This is a genomic window from Ktedonobacteraceae bacterium (genome assembly GCA_035653615.1).
GTDB lineage: Bacteria > Chloroflexota > Ktedonobacteria > Ktedonobacterales > Ktedonobacteraceae > DASRBN01.
In genome coordinates this window covers 52,551-71,305 of sequence record DASRBN010000004.1, presented here as the reverse complement: position 1 = coordinate 71,305, position 18,755 = coordinate 52,551, and the positions used below count along the sequence as shown (strand labels likewise).

Sequence of the window (18,755 nt, the reverse complement as noted above, 5' to 3'; positions counted from 1 at the left end):
ACATTCAGAGATTCTTCCCCATTCGCTCCGCTCAGGGCTTCGGCTTCTTTCGTTCAGAATGATATGCCCCGGACATGCCCTGGAACATGTCATTCTGAGTGAAGCGAAGAATCTCAATCGCCAAAAATGTGCTCTCAGATACTTGTAGCTAACATGAAACTGTAGGGACAAAACAAAGTTTAGCATATTCTGTACGCAATGTCTAGCGCAAAATGTGCCAATTTGCATCACAATGTTTACTACTTGTACTATATGCACAAACAAAATCGATAGAAAAAGCAATCATAAGACGGTATAAGATTTGCTTTACAATATTTTGTCTTATACGAAGATGTCCGGCGTTCATGAGCCTTGCAGTCACGCCCTGCCTTTTCGCTTGCAGCAGGCATGGTAAGCACTTTTGTCCGCTATGACTTTCTCCTCTTACTACTCATGACGTTGTTCACCTGCATTTTTAAAATACCAGGACAGGCACCAGGCGCTGTCCCTACAGTCGAATCTTGTAGGGACAGCGCCTGGTGCCTGTTCGCTTACTCTTACTACAAACGGAAGAAAAATAGGAGAGAACGTAAAGTTTTCCAATGTAGACTTATGTATGGTGCGGCAAATTGTATTGTTGCCGTCCCAGCCAGCTCACAGCGAAAGGCTCTGTACGTTTTTTGAATGGGAGGAGTATATGCAAGTATCATGGCGAACAATCGTCAAGGGGGTGATGTGTGTAGCGGCGGCTATGATTACCATTGTCGTTTTTCATCTCGGGGGCTCTTTTGCGCACACCGTTGGTCAGTTTTCTCCGCTGACGGGCGCATTCATAGGTGGCTCCCTGGCATTCATCAGTGTATGCGCCGTGACGCGTAGGGAGGAGCATGTCGAACCATGGATCGGGTACGAGTGGGTGGGCTGGATATTGATCAGTCTGGGCGTAATTATGTGGGGAGTTGGTGAGACCTTCTGGCGTTACTACATGTCTATGGGCGAGACGCCTTTTCCCTCGATTGCAGATGTTGGGTACTCCAGTTTTCCTGTGCTGGTTTTCGTTGGCCTGCTCTTGCAGCCATCCCCTGAGCCGGGAGGCAAACGTTTGTTGCTACTGGTGGATAGCCTGATCTCTATGGGTTCTATCCTGGCTATTGCCTGGTATTTGTTGCTTGGCTCCCTTGCACAGGCGCCAGGAGAAGCCAGCCTCGCCAAATTTTTAGGGCTGTACTATCCTATCAGCGATACGGCTCTACTGAGCTGTGTTGTATTCCTACTCTTGCGAGGTCAGGGGCGGGCCTATCAAGCTACTGCCCGGCGTACTGCTCTATTTCTGGTCGGATTGGGGCTGTGCTTTTTCGTGACTTCGGATTTTGTGTTCAATATTCAGCAGAATGCCGGGACATATGTGGAGGCGACCTGGATTGACCTGGGGTGGCCGCTGGGATTGATGACGATTGGAGTCGCAGCTTGCATACGCCGTTTCTTCCCGGCGACTCCGGCATCCGTTGTTGAACAACGCATGCAGTATGCGGCGGAACGCGAAGGTTTTGGCCCGGTAAACTTTATCCCCTACCTGCTGCTGACGTTCCTCTTCTTAGCTTTAAGCGCTAACGTTTTTTCCAACGACGCCGGTCAGCAAGCCATACGTCCTGTGCTGGTCTTCTCGACGATAGCAGTGGTAGCATTGGTGATAACGCGGCAGATGTATACGCTGTGGGAGAATGTTCGCTTAGCGCGCAAACAGGCAGAGGCGCTTGAGGACCTGGAAAGAGCGAATCAACGGATAGAGGAACAGGCGAGGCAGATAACGGCGCACAATATCTTGCTAGAAGAGGGTATTGAGCATCTCAAGAATATACAGGCTCAACTGGCCAACGGCAACCTGCGGGCGCGAGCGACCTTGAAGAGCGGCCCTTTGATGCCGCTGGCGGGTAGTTTGAACCTGATGGCTGATCGCCTTACGCGCCTGGGGCAAATGACCGCTTACGCGCAACAGCTGGCGCGCGGCCTGAATGATTTGAGCGCGGCGTTTGAGCGCAGCGCCGTGGGAGCGCCTTTGATACTGCCATCATCCTGTTCTGATCTGTTGGAGATCAACCGCCTGGTGCTGGCCCTGCGCATCCAGGGGACGCCCGCTGCCGGCAGACTCCAAACAATGATGCCCCCGGCACCATTGCCACATAACGAAAGATCATCTCTGATGCCCGATCCCGCAATGCCACCTGGCCAAGCAGGACGGTCAGCGATGGCTTATCCAGCTGCCTCACCATATGTCCCGGACCAGCACAGGCCGCCAGAAGCTGTGCCGGAAACGAGGCAGGTGGAACCAGGAAAGGCGCTGGGAGTAAGGCGATTCCCGATATCAGGACCGCTACAACTCTCCGCAATTCGTCCTCAAAATACAGGGCCGCTTGAAGATGGAAGCCGTTGAATCGGGGGCGGCTTTCCCTGGCGCGGCGCAGGAGGCGTTGATGTAAACGACGACGAGGCTGATATTGTCTTTCCCGCCGCGATTGAGCGCTGCCTGTACGAGCATGGCGCTGATTTGCGACGGATAGGGATAACAGGCGCGAATGATGGTTTCGATATCCGGGTCATGTACCATTTCCCATAAGCCATCGGAGCACAGTACCAGGATATCGCCGCTCTGCAGTTGTACTGTAAAGGTGTCGACCGTCTCAGTGACTTTCCCGCCGAGGCTGCGATAGATGACGTTGCGCATGGGATGGGTATACACTTCGTCGCGTGTGATCGCTCCGGCTTCTACCAGCCGGGCAACCGTCGAATGGTCCCGCGTAATTTGAGTAAGTCCCTGCTCACAGCGGTAGAGATAGGTGCGACTATCACCTACATTGGCTATATAAGCAGTGTCGCCGATGATCATTGCCGCGGTGACTGTTGTTCCCATATCGCTCTGCTGCCGCCTGTTTTGCTGGTACAACGCCAGATTTGCGCGATGTATGCCTTCGATGAGAAGCTCAGGAAAATTTTCGTCCTCTGGAGCAGCTTGCAGGGCCGGCAGCACTGTCTCACGCAAGACGCGGGTTGCCAGGCGGCTGGCTGCCTGCCCGTTTTCGTGACCGCCCATACCGTCTGCTACCGCGAAAAAGCCAATGGGTACCGTCCCGGTTTTGAGGGTCCGTATGTGCTCAAAAGCGAGCAGGTTGTCTTCGTTCGGTTTGCCTTTGCGCTTAATGCCAGTGTCCAGGCCGGTCGCGACAACCAGTTGCGATGATGTTTGATAGGCAACGTTGTGAATAGGAGCCGCGCCCGCCGGGGCAGGTGAGGCTCTGACATGGGTTAGTGGCATGGTTACCTGCTCTACCAGTTCATTTGAGATGAGAGCAGAGTCCGGCACCAGGGAGGGCAGATGAATCATAGTCGGGTCAGGGTCAGTGATGATATGGGGAGGACTATCTTGCAACTGCCGGCTATCTTGCAATTGCTGGCTATCTTGCAATTGCCGGTTGCGAGGAGCACATGCCATGTCATTCTGAGCGCAGCGAAGAATCCCGCTCGCCACAGGAGGATTCTTCGCTGCGTTCAGAATGACATGTTGCATCGTGTTTGTCAGCTCCCGTGCCCCCTGTACATCCTGATCGAAGTGTTGAAGTTCCCGACGCTCTTGCAGCCAGTGAGAGGCTATTCGTATGGCCATTATTATAAGCCCACCCCAGGCAATAAGTAGCGCGATTGACTGTAATAGCAGGCCGGCAAATGGCAACAGGATGGCGAGGCCGCGCTGTTGCCACAACTCAGGCAGTCGTGGCATTACCTGCGCCAGGAAGCGCCAGGCCCAGGGTGGGAAGCCACCGGATAGCCACCACAACAGGACGCAAGTCATTCCTAGCGCAACGCACAGCACGAGCCTGGTCCACTTATGAGAGATGTACGCGTCTCTCAAGTATGCTGCTAACATTTTGCTATATTCAGTCATCGTATTATTCAGGCGCTTTCTTTTAGATGGTATCCGCGACGCTCGTTTCGAGGAATGACGTTACTTTGACGACTGTGCCGGCCTCGACTGCGGCGCGCAGCCCGGCAGACCCGGAGAGGAGGAGCCTGTTCGTGTCGGTCACGGTAAGCATCCAACTCGCCGGCTCAGGCGTATTGGCGGGCCACGCTTTGGCAAAGAGGGTCGCTCCTATGGCACGGAAGCGTAGTGTATATGATAAGGCATCGACGGCGCTGAACGGGACGCTGCCGAGCCTTGTTGTGGTACCGGCGATACGCTTGAGTATGACCAGTTCTGTGCCGTTGATGAATGCCTTGTACCAGTTGTTGCCGTCCTTCCAACGCAATACTGCTCCAATATTGACAGTGGCGGGATTGAAATGGTTGACGGAGGCGGTGAAGAGAACTTCGGCATTGGTGGAGGCAGGCCCAAGGATGGCGTTATAGACTCCCGGCTGGCCATTGACCTGGCCTGCGTTTCGCACAATTGAGAACGTGTCACTGCCGTTGGCATCACCGGTCCAGAGCTGCCCATCCGAAGCCTTTCCCCAAAACAGCTGGTCGGGGCGCTGGAAGGTATCCCTGGCCAACGTGTTGGGAGCATTCGCTGCTGGAGATGGCGCGATAGGCGTCGTAGGGATAGCGCCTGGGGCCTGTGTTGCTGCGGGCGTTGGCAATGCGGCGTTCATCTGGGGCAGCGTTAAGGCGGCCTCAATGGGATGGGAGAAGATGCCAGCGATGAGGCCGCAGAGCAGGCAGAGGGCCAGCAGGGTGTAGGCAATGTTGCGTGTGGTCATCTGTTGCCCTCGCTTCTAGAAGGATGTTCCGCGACCGGCCTGCTACCTGGCGCTATTTCGGGGATGGAACTACCGGCGCTGTAGGTTGTGACTGCGAGCGTGGCGAGGGCCTGTAAAGCGTCGTGAATCCAGGTCGCTCCTTCTTTTACTCTGCCGGTTGCCAGGGCATCCGCCTGACCTGAATAGGCATAGCCGGCCTGGTCAACCATGTCGTTGAGGATGGTGAGCGATGCTGGCTGGCCCAGCTGATCATTCGTCATGGTGATGATGTGCCTGGCTTCATCATGCAATGCTTGAAGCCAGGCACGCACATCGCTGATTGCTTTAAGGATAGTGGCTATATTGACGCGCAGTGCTGGCGGAGAGCCGGGGGCATTGACCAGGCCGTTGAGGTGATAGACAATGGAGGAGAGATAACTATCGGGACTCTGGTCAGGCCGGTTCATATCTAGCAGGCCGACGGCAGCGAGCGGTGAAAGTGCTGGCATAGGAGTAGTAGCGGGCATATCTTGTTGCAAGAATGAGAGTCCATCCAGGTAGGAGAGGATAGTGATGGCCTGATTGCGCACAGCGTTGATGTCCTTGCTTTCTTCCCAGGTATTCCTGGCGCTGATCGCCAATGCCAGGAGCTGGCTGGTGTTGCGATAAAACCAGTTGTTGAGACCGCCTGGTAACTGCATGTCATTCAACAAGGGGTCTGAGGCCAGCAGGTAGCGCAGGTGGTCGAGGAAACTGGCATGATCTTTGTCATGCGGGTCCGGTGTCTGGGGAAATGCGCCATAATAGCGCCAGGCGCTATAGTCAGGAGATGGTGTTATGGGCATGGGCCAGTCGTCTTCTTCGGTGATCAGAAAACGGCTGCAAATGGCGAGCAGGTTGGTGTGTTGGGCATCGCCTTTATAGAACAGGTGAGCGCTGCCCGCGTCTACGACCAGTTTTCCCAGCAGGATGGATTGCAAATCACTGCGGTTTTCGTCGCCCAGTAACCAGGCATAATAGCTTTTACCTGGAGCAGGCTGGGGAAGATGATGCAGGTCAAGCTGGACCTGGTCATCGATTCCCTGGCTGCTATCCGCGGCTAACTGGCCGCTGCTTATAAAGTTCAGGTACCCAACAACCTGTAGCGTTGGTGGATCAGTTGTAGGGAGAGTATGGAAGAAGACCATGAAAGAACCCGCGCCTGCTCCGGCCAGAACCAGCAAGAGTAAAATAGTGAGGGTCACTGGCGTTCTTCTACGGCGTACCTTGATGTTCGCCGGCGGTAGGGGCTGCGCCTGGCGCCTCTCCTGGGTAGGCCAGGAGGGGAATGTGCCAGGAGGGGAAGAAAGGTTGAAAGCGCTATCTGCCACCGGCGAGAGTGGCACTGTTTTCCGCGATGTAACCTGTGAGGGATGGGATGGTGATGCGCGGTTGTGGGAAGGCGTAGGGGCCGATTCATCGCGCCCAGCGCCGATTGATCGGCCCCATGACTGGGAGCCTTGCAAGGGCGTAGGGGCCGATTCATCGCGCCCAGCGCCGATTGATCGGCCCTGAGTAGAGGGAACAGGAGGGCTGAGCGGACCCGTTTTAGCCAGCGTGCGCTGATGAGAGAGCGATACCTGCCCCAGGGCTACTGCTCGTGAAAGCGCCTCGATTGAGAGATAGGCCGGGAAACCATGGCGTGTCGCCAGCTGCCGAAGATGTTCATTTCCCGCGGTCACAAAGATGATCGCGATATTGAATTTGCGCTTCAGGTGCTTGAGATCGGCATAATCCTCTGGACGCTGGAATATCCGGGTTTTAAGTTGACCAGGTAACATGAGTACTACCGGCTTCTGCTGGCCTCGAATTGCCTCAAACAGGGCCGCTTTATCGTCCAGAGGCTCTATATAGAGCATACAGAAATCACCAGCAGTGTCGTTACGTTTCATGGTGTTCCCATTTCTCCCGTGCTGTAGAGACAGCGGACAGGGACCAGCTGCTGTGCCTGCGGGCCTGTTCCCATTCCCCCAGCTGATCGTCAAAATTCATCAGCGGGCGACCATTGTAGAGTACAGATGTATCTGGCACGTGGTACACCCCCACAGCTGGTAGAGATTCAAGTTGTCCTAAACGCTGTAGTCGCTGCCGGCGGCGGCGGCGTACCAGTATCTTTTCTCCTTTTCTCGCCAGTCCATAGGGTATGGTTCCCACCTGCCTGTGAGAGCGTATCTCCCAGATGACCGGTTCTGGAAGCGGCAGAGGGGAGAGCGCCTGAACGAGTAATTTCTGCGCGGAAGGCTCGTTGGCGGGGCGAATGATTGATCCCCATGTGTGAATTACTGCTCCCACAACCACCAGCGCTCCGCCCGCATATCCGGGGAGAGGAAGCGTTTCGTGCAGGTAGATATTGGCAATCACCGCCCCCAGGATCGGTTCAAGGATGTAGATAAATGAGATGGTGACGGCAGAGATGTGCTTCTGCATCAGCACAGTAATGAGTACCGGCAGAAATGTACACGCCCCGGCGATATACAACACGACCCAGATATCTTTCGGCAATTGAGGATGAACCGCCTGCCAGTTACCGAATAATAAAACGATCAGATTAGCCCATACTGCCATGGTGAGTAATTCTATGCCAAAGAGAGGCCAGTGGGCGGCTGTATCCTTGTGCTGGTGATCACCAAGAAACACATAACAGGTAAAAAAGAGACCGCCGAGAAAGGCAATCAACGACCCTCGAACATCTCCCATGGGAGTGTTCGTGATTAAGAGGAGCGCTCCGGCGATGGAGAGTATACCTGCGAACCACGTTAGCCTGCTAATAGGCTGGCGGAAAAAGAGCCACGCGATCAGGGCTGCGAAGAAGCCATTCAACGAAGGGAAAAAAGCAGTACTGGTAGCAGTAGTATACTTGAGGGCAATCCCTATTGTGAAGAGCGACAGGCAGAGACAACTGCCGAGTATGAAACCACGATTCACAACTGCCCTGCTTATCTCGCGCCATGACAGGAGAATGATACAGATGGCAGCCGGGACAAGCGCCATCATCTCAAAGTACGAAAAAATGATGGGGTCAAAGCGGCCAAGGGCCTCCCTGGCCACCGAGTAGTAGGTTGCAAAGAGGATGACGTTGAGGAAAAATGCCAGACCTGCTATGATTTTGATTCTCATCCTCAAATCCTTTAAAGTAGTGATTCCCCCAGGGCGCGATGATGTTGTTTAACAAAATAGTATGGAAATTGGCACGCGGGCCGATCAATCGGCCCCTACCACCCCGGAGCGGGGCTGGCAAGACCGATGGACGCCGGGCGCAGCGGGATACGAGGAGAGCGAGTTGCGCGTTGTACCACATGCACTTCTAGATCATTTGTTTGAAACATGCTCTTCGCAAAGGTGGCTACATCATCTACATCGAAATGTTCGCAGGAAAAGATGTCGATGTTGACCATGCCATAAGGGGGCCAGGCGTGCAGGCTGACATGGCTGGTGGCAATAATGACAAATCCCGAATAACCGGCATCGAGTGGGTTAGTTGTCTCAATATAGCGCAATTCCACCAGACTTACTTTTTCCATAGCGATACGTGCAGGATATTCGTCAAGTACCCGTCGTAAAAAAAGCTGATCTGCCAACAAATCACGACGGCAGTGATAAAGATCGAGCATGACATGTAGCATAGGATGCTCCTTCTAGCGGATTGAAGATGGCGTATATGACCTGTCGAATCCGGTGCCCTACCGATCAGAAACATAGGTCGCGGCGGGCGACCAGGACAGGTAAGGACTATATTCGCATTACTGGAAGTATACTTGACGATAGCGGGCGGTATTGTGCTTTTTTATGGCATTCTTGAAGAGGGAGGATAAAAATTCTGTAGGAGGAAGAACGCTGCCTGTTGAAGAGGCGCGTACCAGATTTTTTGGAAGATTCTTCGTTGCACTCAGAATGACAGGCCTGCGCGCAGGCCCTGTCATTCTGAGTGCAACGAAGAATCCCTGGCCAGGGCGCGCACGAGTTGTTGACTACGGGCGAGCAAAGCCATCAATTCGTGATGATTTGCTTCCTCGATGGCCTGTGTCGCGTGTTGGCGGGCAGCTTCTCGATCTTGCAGGAGCAGGGCGAGATGGGCGAGGGCTAATTGCGCCCTGGTTCGCGTTTCGGCCTCTAATCCAGGCAGGGCGAGGGCGTGGCGCAGGGTGGCCCTGGCACGGGCAAGCAATACGACCGGGGGAATGCCTGTGGTTGGCCTTTTGTTGCGTTGCTTTGTCACGGCGGTAGCGCTGGCCTGGTCGGGGGGAGTGCGCGCCGGAGATGCAACTGTGGCTTGCGCGATACGCAGTTCGCCCAATACGACGAGCGCCAGGCCAATGCATGGAGCATTGCGTATGGCGCGAGCGGTTGATAATGCCTGCCCTACGCACGTGGTGGCTTCGGCAAGGTGACCTTGCTCTCGCAGCACGGTTGCAAGGTCGGCATTCCACAGGCTGAGGTATTCGCGGTCGTTGAACTGTTGGGCCAGTTCCAGGCTTCGTTTGTAAAGAGCCGTCGCTTCCAGTAGTTTGCCGGCGGAGGCGGCCAACTCTCCTAAATTGTGGAAGACGACGGCGATGAGGGGTGTATCGCCGCTACGTTCTGCCAGGTCGAGAGAGCGCCGCAAGTAGGCTTCCGCGCGCTGGTATTCCGCTTTTTTGAGATGGATGTGGCCTATATTGCAGCAGACATGGGCAATCTCGCGCTGCCGGTTGTTCTGCTGGTAAATGGCGAGGGCCCTGTCCATAGAGGCGAGGGCTTCTGTGCGCTGCCCTGTGGCGTTGAGGATAGCTCCCAGCAGGGCATAGGCGCGCCCAAGGTCAACGGGGTCGCCCAACAATGTTCGCCTTGTACGGGTCAGTGATGCAAGGTCTGCATCTTTTGCTGTGGCGAGTGGCGGTGTGGATTCAAACAGGTGTAAAGCCTGCTCGATGGCATGGCGCGCTTCCTCATACTGGCCCTGCTGCCAGGAGAGGCTTGCCTGCTGAAAGCGGAGCCTTGCCCAGGCGGGTCCAGCGCTTATGCCGGCATCCCGTAATAGCTGCTCACCACGTTCGCAACATGCCCTTGCTTGAGCGGTATCACCCGTGTATCGCCATGTCCAACCAATTTCACCCCATAATAGGGCCTGGATTTGCGCTTCCATCGCCGGGTCAAGGGGCGATGGCACAGGGCCTGGAGGAGCCGGAGAGATGGATTGGCTCTCTTGCAAGGAGGCGCGGGTCTCGAGGACACGTTCAAACAGGGAGCGAGCTTGCTTGAAATCTCCCTGGATGCGCGTGCATTCGGCTTGCCGTTCCAGGAGGAATGCCAGGCGAGATCGCGCCTCGAAGCTGGTAGCAGCGTCGCTTGCCAGGTGGTCTTTTTCGATGTACTCAACCGCCAGGCGATAGTATCGTTCGGCCTCGGCATAGGCGGAGAGGTTATAGGCATAGTTCGCGGCCATCTCCGCATAGTGCGCAATCCGCGCTGGCTCTGCTCCACCGTTCACGAGGTGCCGCACGATGGTGGCCGCCAGTTCGTGTTCGCGCCCGGCATAGATTTGTTGGAGCGCTTCTGCTGCTCGCCGGTGTAGCCGCGCGCGCTTTGTGGAGGAAAGGCGGTTATACAGATGGGTGGCGAAGAGTGGGTGCCAGAAAGAATAACTGATACGGGTTCCGGTGCCTTCCTCGGCCAGTATGCCGGATTGTAGCGCCTCTTCCAGTAGATCGAGCACGGCATCTTCGTCGTAGCCGGTGTTTTTTGCTTCAATCGTGGCTATGAGAGGGAACCCGAAAGACCTGCCCAATACGGCTGCTGTACTCAGGAGTTGGTAACATGCCGCACTGAGGCGATTGAGCCGTTGGTCGAGAGCAGCGATAATCGTTGCCGGTAAGCTGGTTTCAGCGGATTTCGTCTGAGGTTGATGCTCGCCAATTGCTGCTCCTGTATGAAAGAAGGATGCTAACTCTTCGGCGAAGAAAGGATTTCCACCGGCCTGGATTTGAATATGCTGCACGGTTTTTTGTGGCAAATTGGAGACGAGGATGCCAATTTGCGCGTCGGTGAGTGGCTGGACGTGGAGCATCTCAACGGTATGTTCGCGTTGCATATGGGCAAACAGGGAACGCAAGGAATGCGAGCTTGAAAGCTCCTGGTCGCGGCATGTGGCCAGTACGGCGATGGCATGGCCTTGCAAGCGGCGAGCAAGGTAGCCAAGCAGTTCGCAACTGCTTCTATCTGCCCATTGTATATCATCCAGCACGATCATGAGAGGCTTATGAGCGCTGATGGTGGTGAACAGGTCATAAACAGCTTCGCGCAGTTGTAGTTGCTCTTGTTCGGGTGATGAAGCGCTGTAAGCGCTTGACGAGCGCTGGCTGGCGGACTGTGGCAATAGCTCCTGTAATTCTGGTAGGAGCGCTTTGAGTGGTTGGTAGAGTTGTTTTTGCGCAGATACCCCGGCTTCTTGCCAGAGTTCCTGAGTTATCAGCTTGCGTAATGCTTCAGTCCATACACGATAAGGAATGCCGCTCTCCTGGGCGTAGGCATTGCTCCAAATCACAGCCCATTCGCGTTGTAAGGCTTCGCGGGCGACCTCTTCCGCCAGGCGTGTCTTACCAATGCCGGCTTCTCCCATCAGCACCATAAACCGCGCGGAAGAAACGGACGCGCTGGCATTCATCCTCGTCAGGTTTTCTGCCAAAACCTGTCTATTCGATTTTGAGAGGACAGAAACCGCTTCGGGAATCAGGAGGAGCTGGCGGCATACCGCCAGTTCTCTGTCGCGTCCCACCAGCTGGCTCTGGTTGATACGCCCAATGTGGAAAGCAGGGGGAAATTTCTGGGAGAGGAAGTCCTTGCGCTTCGTTGTTCCAGGTTCTTTTGACGAGGGCTGGGGAAGCGACGGTGATGATCCTGGTAGGGGGCGTTGTATGTGATGAGGATGATGGTCGCCCTTCGTGCTGGCAGGGGGTAGCGTTATTTCGTCTCCCTGGAGCACGGCCCTGTACACATCCTGTGTCTCTGGCGAGGGAACTGCATTGTGACTTTTTTGTAATATGGACGCGAGCCGTTGGTAGGCCTGCAATGCCTCTCCGCGCCGTTTTAACCTTGCCAGGGCCAGCACCAGCCGTTGTACTGCCTTCTCGTTGGCAGGATCAATAGCCAGCAGGCGATCCAGGATGTCGATGGCTTCAGGCAATGCCCCATGCGCAATATGCAGGTCTACCTGTTGTAGGGAATCAAGCTCGACGAGGGGATTTTCGCTCATCTTTGCCTCTGCCGGGAGATGCTTCCCTATATATCTGCGAACGGTATGCCCATCTATGACCTGGTAGGCGTACCAGTAGGGGCCGTGACCAATCCCATCGCGGCATTTGCGGCATTTCGGTTTACCACAAAAGCTCACATGCTGGCGATAGGTGACCTTACCGTTCATCGATGCGTCTCCTGTAGGGACGGCCCTTGCGCCTGTCCTGCTCTGTACCTGACGAGAAGATACACATGCTGGCCAGGATGGTAGTGATGAGCTAGCTGATGTCATTATATCGCACCTGTCAACGTCAAATCGAACAATCTATGAAAAATAAAAACAGGAGTCATCCCGAATCTTGACGAGTTGGGGAGGGGAGAAAAGTCGCCCTCCATCTATCTGTTCCTCAATCTGGGATGGCTCCTGTTTTTGCCAATGCATTCTAATCGTAATGGGACATATAGCCGTCCTTTCTATGGATGAACAAAAGGTGATTCTACCGGTAGATATCGGCCCTCTGTACGAGTGATTAATAGGTCTCGCCACCGCGGAGCACGAACATTCGCAGTCGTTTTAACCGTAGCGATTAATTATTTGTGGTTTAGCATGTAAAATCGGCTGCCATAAGCTGGGGAAGGCTCCATGAACGACAATAATGGCCGCCACGAGCAATGATAGGAAGACAAGGACGATTACCAGGAGTTGCCTTTTGTTGAGTGCCAGACCCATGCGATGTAGCTCCTTTCCTCTTTGAGGAGAGTAGGGCGGTCAGTTCTACCAACCGTCCTGTTTATATTTCTTGTTTCATTTATACATGTTTTTTGATAAAAAGATGGTCTCTGAAGACATATATTTCGTGTGTTCCTGTCCATATGTTGGTGCCGGTGTACCTTACCAGGCGCGGGTGTCCCTCTTTTGAAAAAGAGGAGGGACATCGCAAATTTTTGATATGGCAATGAAAATAGGCTCTGGCGTGCCATTCGGATGTTGATGATTAAGCCCAACTGGTCAGATTACATCCTATCGAGGACGTTTTCTGGTCTTCCTTCGAGGATATGTGGAAGTGGATGAAGTATATTCAGAGAAAGCAGAATTGACGGCTCTGAGATCGCTAGCTGCGTTGCATTCCTCAAATATGCGTTGTGCCTCTTGCAGACAACTCAGGCCCTGTTGATGGTTTTCTTCACGGGCAGGATGGTTCAGTAGAGCCCTGGCATGACTCATCAGGGTACGCCCCCGCTCAAGACGCATCCCGCTATCATGAAAAACCTGAAAGGCCTGTGAGAAATATTCCATTGCCTGATCCAGCTGGCCTCTGGTCACCAGAATCTCGCCAAGAAGTCGCTGCGAGCGCGCAACCAGCCACAGGAGTTCGTAATGGCGCGCCTCTCGCAGAACTGTTCTGGCCTGTTGCCAGGCGATCTCGACTTCGCCCAATAATAAGCAAACTTGTGCCAGTAGCAGTTGTCCCTCTGTTCTTGTCTCTGCCTCTACTCCCTCAATGGCAAGCGCGTGATGCAGGGATGTTCTGGCGCGCATAAGATAATGCAAGCGTCTATCATCCCGCTGCTTTTCTGTACGGGATGTAGGGTGATCTTCCTTGATGGAGTCGCCCTGCGCAAGGCGCAAATTTCCTAGCATGACGAGGGCAAAGCCGCTACATGGGGGAATCTGCTTCACGCGGGCAATGCTTAACGCCTGCTTCAGTAAGTCTCCGGCTTCATCAAGCCTGCCTTGATCTGTAATAACGGCGGCGAGATAGCTGCATAATAAACTAACATATACCGGATCATTCGTTTGCTGCGCCAGGGTAAGCCCTCGCCTGTACCAGGTTTCGGCCTCTGCGAGATCACCAAGGCGTGCCGCCAGCACACCAAGATTACCCAGGCTCACAGACATGCTTGGAATATCGCCTATTTGCTCTGCCATGCTGAGAGAGCGGCGCAACATGGCCTGCGCCTGCGCATGTTCTGCTCTTCTTAAATACAGATCACCCAGGTTTGCGCAAACAATCGCAATCTCTCGCCGGCAATCATACTGTTCAAAGGTTGCCAGGGCAGTATTGAGATGGGTAAGCGCTTCAGAACTGCTCCCCAGGGCGGCGGCTATGGCGGCCAGTAATGTATGTGTTCGTCCAAGATCGACAGGATTCCCCTCTGGTACCTGTTTCGAGCGCGTCGAAGGAGCGTTATCCTTCGGTGTAGAACTTTGTCGCGCCAGTACTTCCTCAAACAAACGCAAGGCTTCTTGAGCCATCAGACGCGCTTGATCGTAGTTGCCCTCCTGCCATTTTACATAGCTCTGCTGGCGGCGAAGATTGGCCCAGACAGCTCCAGTCATCACTTCTGCCTGTCGCAGCAGGCGCTCCGCGTTTTGGTAGCATTGGAGAGCCTGTGCATTGTTGCCTTCGTTGTACCACGTCCAGCCGATTTCGCACCATAGCTGCGCCTGAAGCTGGGCCTCATACTGAGCGTCGCTTGCGGAGACGGCAGGGAGAGTTGAAGACTGTTGCTCGCGAACTGCCAGCGCCTGTGCATAGAAAGCACGTGCCTCTGTAAAGTCTCCGCGAAACCTTTTACACTCACCAAGTCGCTCAAAAAGGTAGGCCATTTGGGGCATTTCGCTGGCGCCGGCATTCTGCGTTCCTGTTCCCATATGCTCAATAGCAAGCTTGTAATGGCGTTCCGCTTCAGGATATGCTGAAAGGGCAAAGGCATGGTCACCAGCGAGCTGCGCGTAGTGGGCAATGCTGGATGATTCGGCTCCACCGTTGACGAGGTGATAGACGATGCTGGCCGCACCCTCTTCTTCGCGCCCGGCATACCGCTGCTGTAACACCGCGGCGGCCCTTTGATGTAGCCTGAGGCGTCTGCTGGCCGAGAGTCCTTCGTACAGGTGACTTACCAGGATAGGATGCCAGAAATGATAGGTGATGTGTGTGCCTGTGCCCTCTTCTACCAGCATTCCTGCTTGCAAGGCTTCTTCTAACAGGTCGAGGAGTGTATCTTCGTCTGCATCCGGGCCGTTGAGCTCCATTGCGAGAATGTGGTGAAACTCGAAGGAGCCGCCTAATACTGCCGCCCTCGCCAGCAGGCGCTGGCAGGCCTCACTAATGCGACCCATGCGCAGGTCGAGTACGGCGGAGATGGTGCCGGGCAATTCAGATAGCGCATCTGAGGCGGGCGCCTGGTTCCCTGCATCACCCGCCCTGCCTAGTAGAGATGAAGAGAGATACATTTTGACGCTGCGTGCGAGTTCCTCAGCAAAGAAAGGGTTGCCTGCGGCGCGGGCCGAAATATCTTGCGCCAGTGGTTCTGGCAAAAATGCTAAGAGCGTGCGGATTTGCTCATTTGTGAGCGGCTGGAGAGAAAGAGTCTCGATGGCCTGCTCGCGCTGCAGGTCGATCAGTACGGAACGCAAAGGATGATCTGCCGGAAGCTCTCTATCACGGCAGGTGCCTATGATGAAGATGGGATAGCCGCGCAGTTGTCGCACGATGTAGCTGAGTAGTTCGCAGCTGCTGCTGTCGGCCCATTGCAGGTCATCCAATACAATCAGCAGAGGCATACTTTCACTGACGAGGGTGAGCAGGGAGCGCATGGCATCCCACAGACGAATTTGTTCCTGCTCAACCGGCATTATAGTGACAGGGTCTGCTTCTGGTAAAAGGTCGTGTAGTTCGGGTAGCAGTGTGGCGAGCGATTGGTAGATCAGCGGGCGCCTGGTAATCTCATGCCGTTGCCAGATGCCATGGGCCATAGCTTTGCGCAGCGCTTCAGTCCACAAATGATAGGGGACATTACTTTCCTGGGCGTAGGCCCGGCTCCAGGCGATAGACCATCCGCGCCGCCTGGCCTCACGCGCAGTCTCTTCCGCTAACCGTGTCTTGCCGATACCTACATCCCCCATGAGTAAGACACACTGCACAAATTTTTGTGTTTCGAGCGAGAGAGGAGCTCCGCCGCCCGTTTTCTTTTGTCCCGCCAGCTTGATACGTGTTGATTGGCCGGTGATACGTAATAACCGGCGCAGCGTTTGCAATTCCTGCTCGCGTCCAACCAGGGGACTCTGGTGGCTGCGGCCAATGTGCATGTAGCTTTGTTCTTCGAGATCGCTTTGTTGATCTGAAGAACGTCTCTCATCGCCGGCGCTCGCCCCTTTTTGATATGGCTGCTCGTTGGTATGGGCGTGCAGGCGGTCTACGGGATGTTCTCCCCGCTGCACCATGTCGAAAAGGAGGCGTGTTTCTTGCAACGGGGCGATGTTGAATGCTTCTTTTAGCACGTCGGCGAAATGCTGGTAGGCTCGTATAGCTTCCCCGCGCCTTCCTGCCTGGGCAAGCAGGACGATGAGGCGTTGCACCGCGGCCTCGTTGGTGGGATCGACGGAGAGTAGCCGGTCTAAGAGGTCGATGGCGTTGGAGAGGTCTTCGCGGGCGATACGTAGATCGGCCAGTTCGAGCATGAGTCCGACCCAACTGCGCCGCAAACCTTCGCGACGCGATTGAATCCAGTCAGTACTGCGTTCGTCGGGTAAGAAATCTCCACAGTAGAGCAACAGTGCTTCTTCAAGCAATTGCTCGGCTTGGCCAGGATCATTTGAGGCACGCGCCTGGGCAACGAGGGCATCAAAAGCGTCGGCATCAATCCACAATTGGACCTGGCCGGCAAGTTGAATAGTTTGGTGTTCAGTGAGTAATAAGCTCGATATGGCCGGGCGGCTGCGTCCCGGATCGAGAAGCTGGCGCAGGCTATGCACGGCGCGGTCGAGGCGATGGGACGCAGTATCGAAATCGGCGTCTGGCCATAACATATCCATCACCTGCTCGCGCCCAAGTTTGCGTCCGGGATTGCTGATGAGGCAGGTCAACAAGGAACGGACGCGTTGGTGTTGCAGCGCGGCATCCTTGACGGTTTGCCAGTATTGCTCATTGCGATGCTCAAGACGAAATTGACCCAGGACATAAAGACGTACCAGGCTACCGCGTTGTTCAGCACCCATAGAGACGGCGGCCTGTCCCTGTCCTGAGGCCTGCGCTCCGCGGTTGGAATTTGTGGCTTCGTCGAGTGTGGATAGCATTTCAGCCGGGGGTTCTTTGCCGACATATGTACGTACCGTTCGCCCATTGACGGTTTGATAGGCATACCAGTAAGGACCATGTCCTATTCCTTCACGGCACCTGCGGCAGCGCGGTTTTCCGCAGTAGCTGACCTGCTGGTGGTATGTGATCTTGCTATTCATCTCACCATATCCTTCATGGACCAACTACGAACACATACTGGAGGAACGTGTGCCGTCATGTGGAGGGCAACCACAAGGGTATGCCCCTACGCATCCAGGTCAGGACTCATCCATTATATCAAAACATGTCAACATAAGTAAAAACGGGTACACCTGTTTAATTCAGCCAAAAATCATAAGACCGGTATAAGACACGTGCAAGACTTTCAGCACATGGTGAGAAACGATGGATAATCCGCACTTGTTCCCCCTGCTTTCTCTCTTCCTCTTTATTGGGAGCATCCTGGGAGATAGGGCGAATGTCAGCAGTATATACTTTTCCTACAAACGAGATATTACTGGAGGGATGCTACCGTGCGTAACAAAACAACCTTGCTAGAGAAAGAGGTTAAGATGCTTCGCTGCGCTCAGCATGACATACCGGCGGTATGTCATGCTGAGCGCAGCGAAGCATCTCAGGCCCAGGTTACGACTGATTTGCCGGAGGTGGAGCAGATTCCGCCAGGCAAGCTAGCAGAGACGAGCGCTGGCTTTGCTTCAACTGAGGTGTGTTTTGATGATTGTGCCAGGTTGTACAGTGATGAGATTGGACGCGTCGAACTACTTACTGCTGAAGAAGTGGTAGCTCTCGCACAGCGCATAGAAAGAGGGCGGCTGGCAGCGCGGCATTCGCCAAAACAAGCAGGGCAGCAGCAAATTATTGAAGATGGCGAACGTGCTAAGCGCCGGCTGATTGAGGCCAACCTGCGCCTCGTCATGTATGTCGCGAAAAGATACAGGGGATTGGGTACGGACATGATGGATCTCGTTCAAGAGGGCAACCTGGGGCTGATGCACGCGGTCGAAAAATTTGATTATAGGAAAGGCTACAAGTTCAGTACATACGCTATCTGGTGGATTCGCCAGGCCATAGCACGAGCCCTGACCGAGCAGGCCCGCATGATCCGCGTGCCCCTGTACAAGATGGAAAAGGTCAAACGCCTGGCCCGCGTCCGGCAGCGCTTGCAGCAAGGATTGGAGACGGAACCGACGCTTGAGGAGCTGGCGAACCAGATGGAACTTGACGTTCAGCAGGTTATTGACCTTTTAACGATGACACAGGAAACGGTTAGCCTGGATAGGCCGCGCAGGATCAGCGAAGAAGAACTTCTTCCACTCAGCGACCTGCTCGAAGATGACCCGGTTTATTCGCCTGAAAGCGTGGTTCTTTCCAGGACACTCGAAGCCCAGGTGCAAGATCTCCTGGCGAACCTGACCGCAAGAGAACGGCAAGTGATCGAATTGCGCTATGGGTTGGATGGTAGTCGCGAGCATACCTTGCATGAGGTAGGTCGAAAGCTAGGATTGAGCCATGAGGCGGTGCGCCAGGTAGAATCGAAATCATTACGCAAACTTGATCCTCTGAGTCGCTCCCGCCAATTGGATGATTTTTTAGCATGAGCCATTATGATGACAAGAATTACGGGGGCGATGAGAAAGGCCGATGAATCGGCGCTGTGTAGGGTGAACCGGCCCCGCGCCCCTTGCCAGATTATTTTGTGAAACATTATAACATA

General features: G+C 54.6%; 10 protein-coding genes. 2 read left to right on the top strand and 8 right to left on the bottom strand.

Annotated elements, in window-relative coordinates:
* Positions 1-676 precede the first annotated feature (676 nt).
* Positions 677-2,410 carry a hypothetical protein gene (locus VFA09_02645; GenBank protein HZU66153.1) on the top strand — a complete coding sequence of 578 codons (1,734 nt, stop codon included), beginning with the start codon at positions 677-679 and terminating at the stop codon, positions 2,408-2,410.
* Here VFA09_02645 and VFA09_02640 read toward each other — a convergent pair.
* The 8 genes from VFA09_02640 to VFA09_02605 all read right to left on the bottom strand — a co-directional run bounded on the left by VFA09_02640 (position 2,351) and on the right by VFA09_02605 (position 17,199).
* Positions 2,351-3,883 carry a protein phosphatase 2C domain-containing protein gene (locus VFA09_02640; GenBank protein ID HZU66152.1) on the bottom strand — a complete coding sequence of 511 codons (1,533 nt, stop codon included), beginning with the start codon at positions 3,881-3,883 and terminating at the stop codon, positions 2,351-2,353. The two genes, VFA09_02645 and VFA09_02640, sit on opposite strands and share 60 nt — an antisense overlap.
* Before the next feature lie 55 nt (positions 3,884-3,938).
* Entirely contained in the window at positions 3,939-4,730 is a 792-nt protein-coding gene (locus tag VFA09_02635; GenBank protein ID HZU66151.1) for a hypothetical protein, read from the bottom strand.
* On the bottom strand, positions 4,727-6,640 hold the full coding sequence (locus VFA09_02630; protein HZU66150.1) for a hypothetical protein: 1,914 nt from the start codon (positions 6,638-6,640) through the stop codon (positions 4,727-4,729). Before VFA09_02630 ends, VFA09_02635 begins: the two co-directional genes overlap by 4 nt.
* Complete coding sequence (locus VFA09_02625; protein HZU66149.1) at positions 6,630-7,865, bottom strand: DMT family transporter; 1,236 nt, start codon at positions 7,863-7,865, stop codon at positions 6,630-6,632. The genes VFA09_02630 and VFA09_02625 overlap by 11 nt, the downstream gene beginning before the upstream one ends.
* Before the next feature lie 95 nt (positions 7,866-7,960).
* Positions 7,961-8,371 carry an S-adenosylmethionine decarboxylase gene (locus VFA09_02620; protein HZU66148.1) on the bottom strand — a complete coding sequence of 137 codons (411 nt, stop codon included), beginning with the start codon at positions 8,369-8,371 and terminating at the stop codon, positions 7,961-7,963.
* A gap of 293 nt (positions 8,372-8,664) precedes the next feature.
* Positions 8,665-12,144 carry an AAA family ATPase gene (locus tag VFA09_02615; GenBank protein HZU66147.1) on the bottom strand — a complete coding sequence of 1,160 codons (3,480 nt, stop codon included), beginning with the start codon at positions 12,142-12,144 and terminating at the stop codon, positions 8,665-8,667.
* A 387-nt stretch (positions 12,145-12,531) separates the two neighbouring features.
* Positions 12,532-12,687, bottom strand: coding sequence for a hypothetical protein (locus VFA09_02610; GenBank protein ID HZU66146.1), 156 nt, complete (start codon positions 12,685-12,687; stop codon positions 12,532-12,534).
* A gap of 291 nt (positions 12,688-12,978) precedes the next feature.
* Complete coding sequence (locus VFA09_02605; protein HZU66145.1) at positions 12,979-17,199, bottom strand: DUF6788 family protein; 4,221 nt, start codon at positions 17,197-17,199, stop codon at positions 12,979-12,981.
* Between the two features lie 393 nt (positions 17,200-17,592).
* Between VFA09_02605 and VFA09_02600 the strand changes: the two genes are divergently transcribed.
* On the top strand, positions 17,593-18,639 hold the full coding sequence (locus tag VFA09_02600) for a sigma-70 family RNA polymerase sigma factor (GenBank protein HZU66144.1): 1,047 nt from the start codon (positions 17,593-17,595) through the stop codon (positions 18,637-18,639).
* The last annotated feature ends 116 nt before the right edge of the window (positions 18,640-18,755 follow it).

Bases quoted from the DNA above. Each gene is read 5' to 3' on its own strand.
- VFA09_02645 (HZU66153.1), top strand. From the start codon at position 677: ATGCAAGTATCATGGCGAACAATCGTCAAGGGGGTGATGTGTGTAGCG.
- VFA09_02635 (HZU66151.1), bottom strand. From the start codon at position 4,730: ATGACCACACGCAACATTGCCTACACCCTGCTGGCCCTCTGCCTGCTC.
- VFA09_02630 (HZU66150.1), bottom strand. From the start codon at position 6,640: ATGAAACGTAACGACACTGCTGGTGATTTCTGTATGCTCTATATAGAG.
- VFA09_02625 (HZU66149.1), bottom strand. From the start codon at position 7,865: ATGAGAATCAAAATCATAGCAGGTCTGGCATTTTTCCTCAACGTCATC.
- VFA09_02620 (HZU66148.1), bottom strand. From the start codon at position 8,371: ATGCTACATGTCATGCTCGATCTTTATCACTGCCGTCGTGATTTGTTG.
- VFA09_02615 (HZU66147.1), bottom strand. From the start codon at position 12,144: ATGAACGGTAAGGTCACCTATCGCCAGCATGTGAGCTTTTGTGGTAAA.
- VFA09_02610 (HZU66146.1), bottom strand. From the start codon at position 12,687: ATGGGTCTGGCACTCAACAAAAGGCAACTCCTGGTAATCGTCCTTGTC.
- VFA09_02605 (HZU66145.1), bottom strand. From the start codon at position 17,199: ATGAATAGCAAGATCACATACCACCAGCAGGTCAGCTACTGCGGAAAA.
- VFA09_02600 (HZU66144.1), top strand. From the start codon at position 17,593: ATGCTTCGCTGCGCTCAGCATGACATACCGGCGGTATGTCATGCTGAG.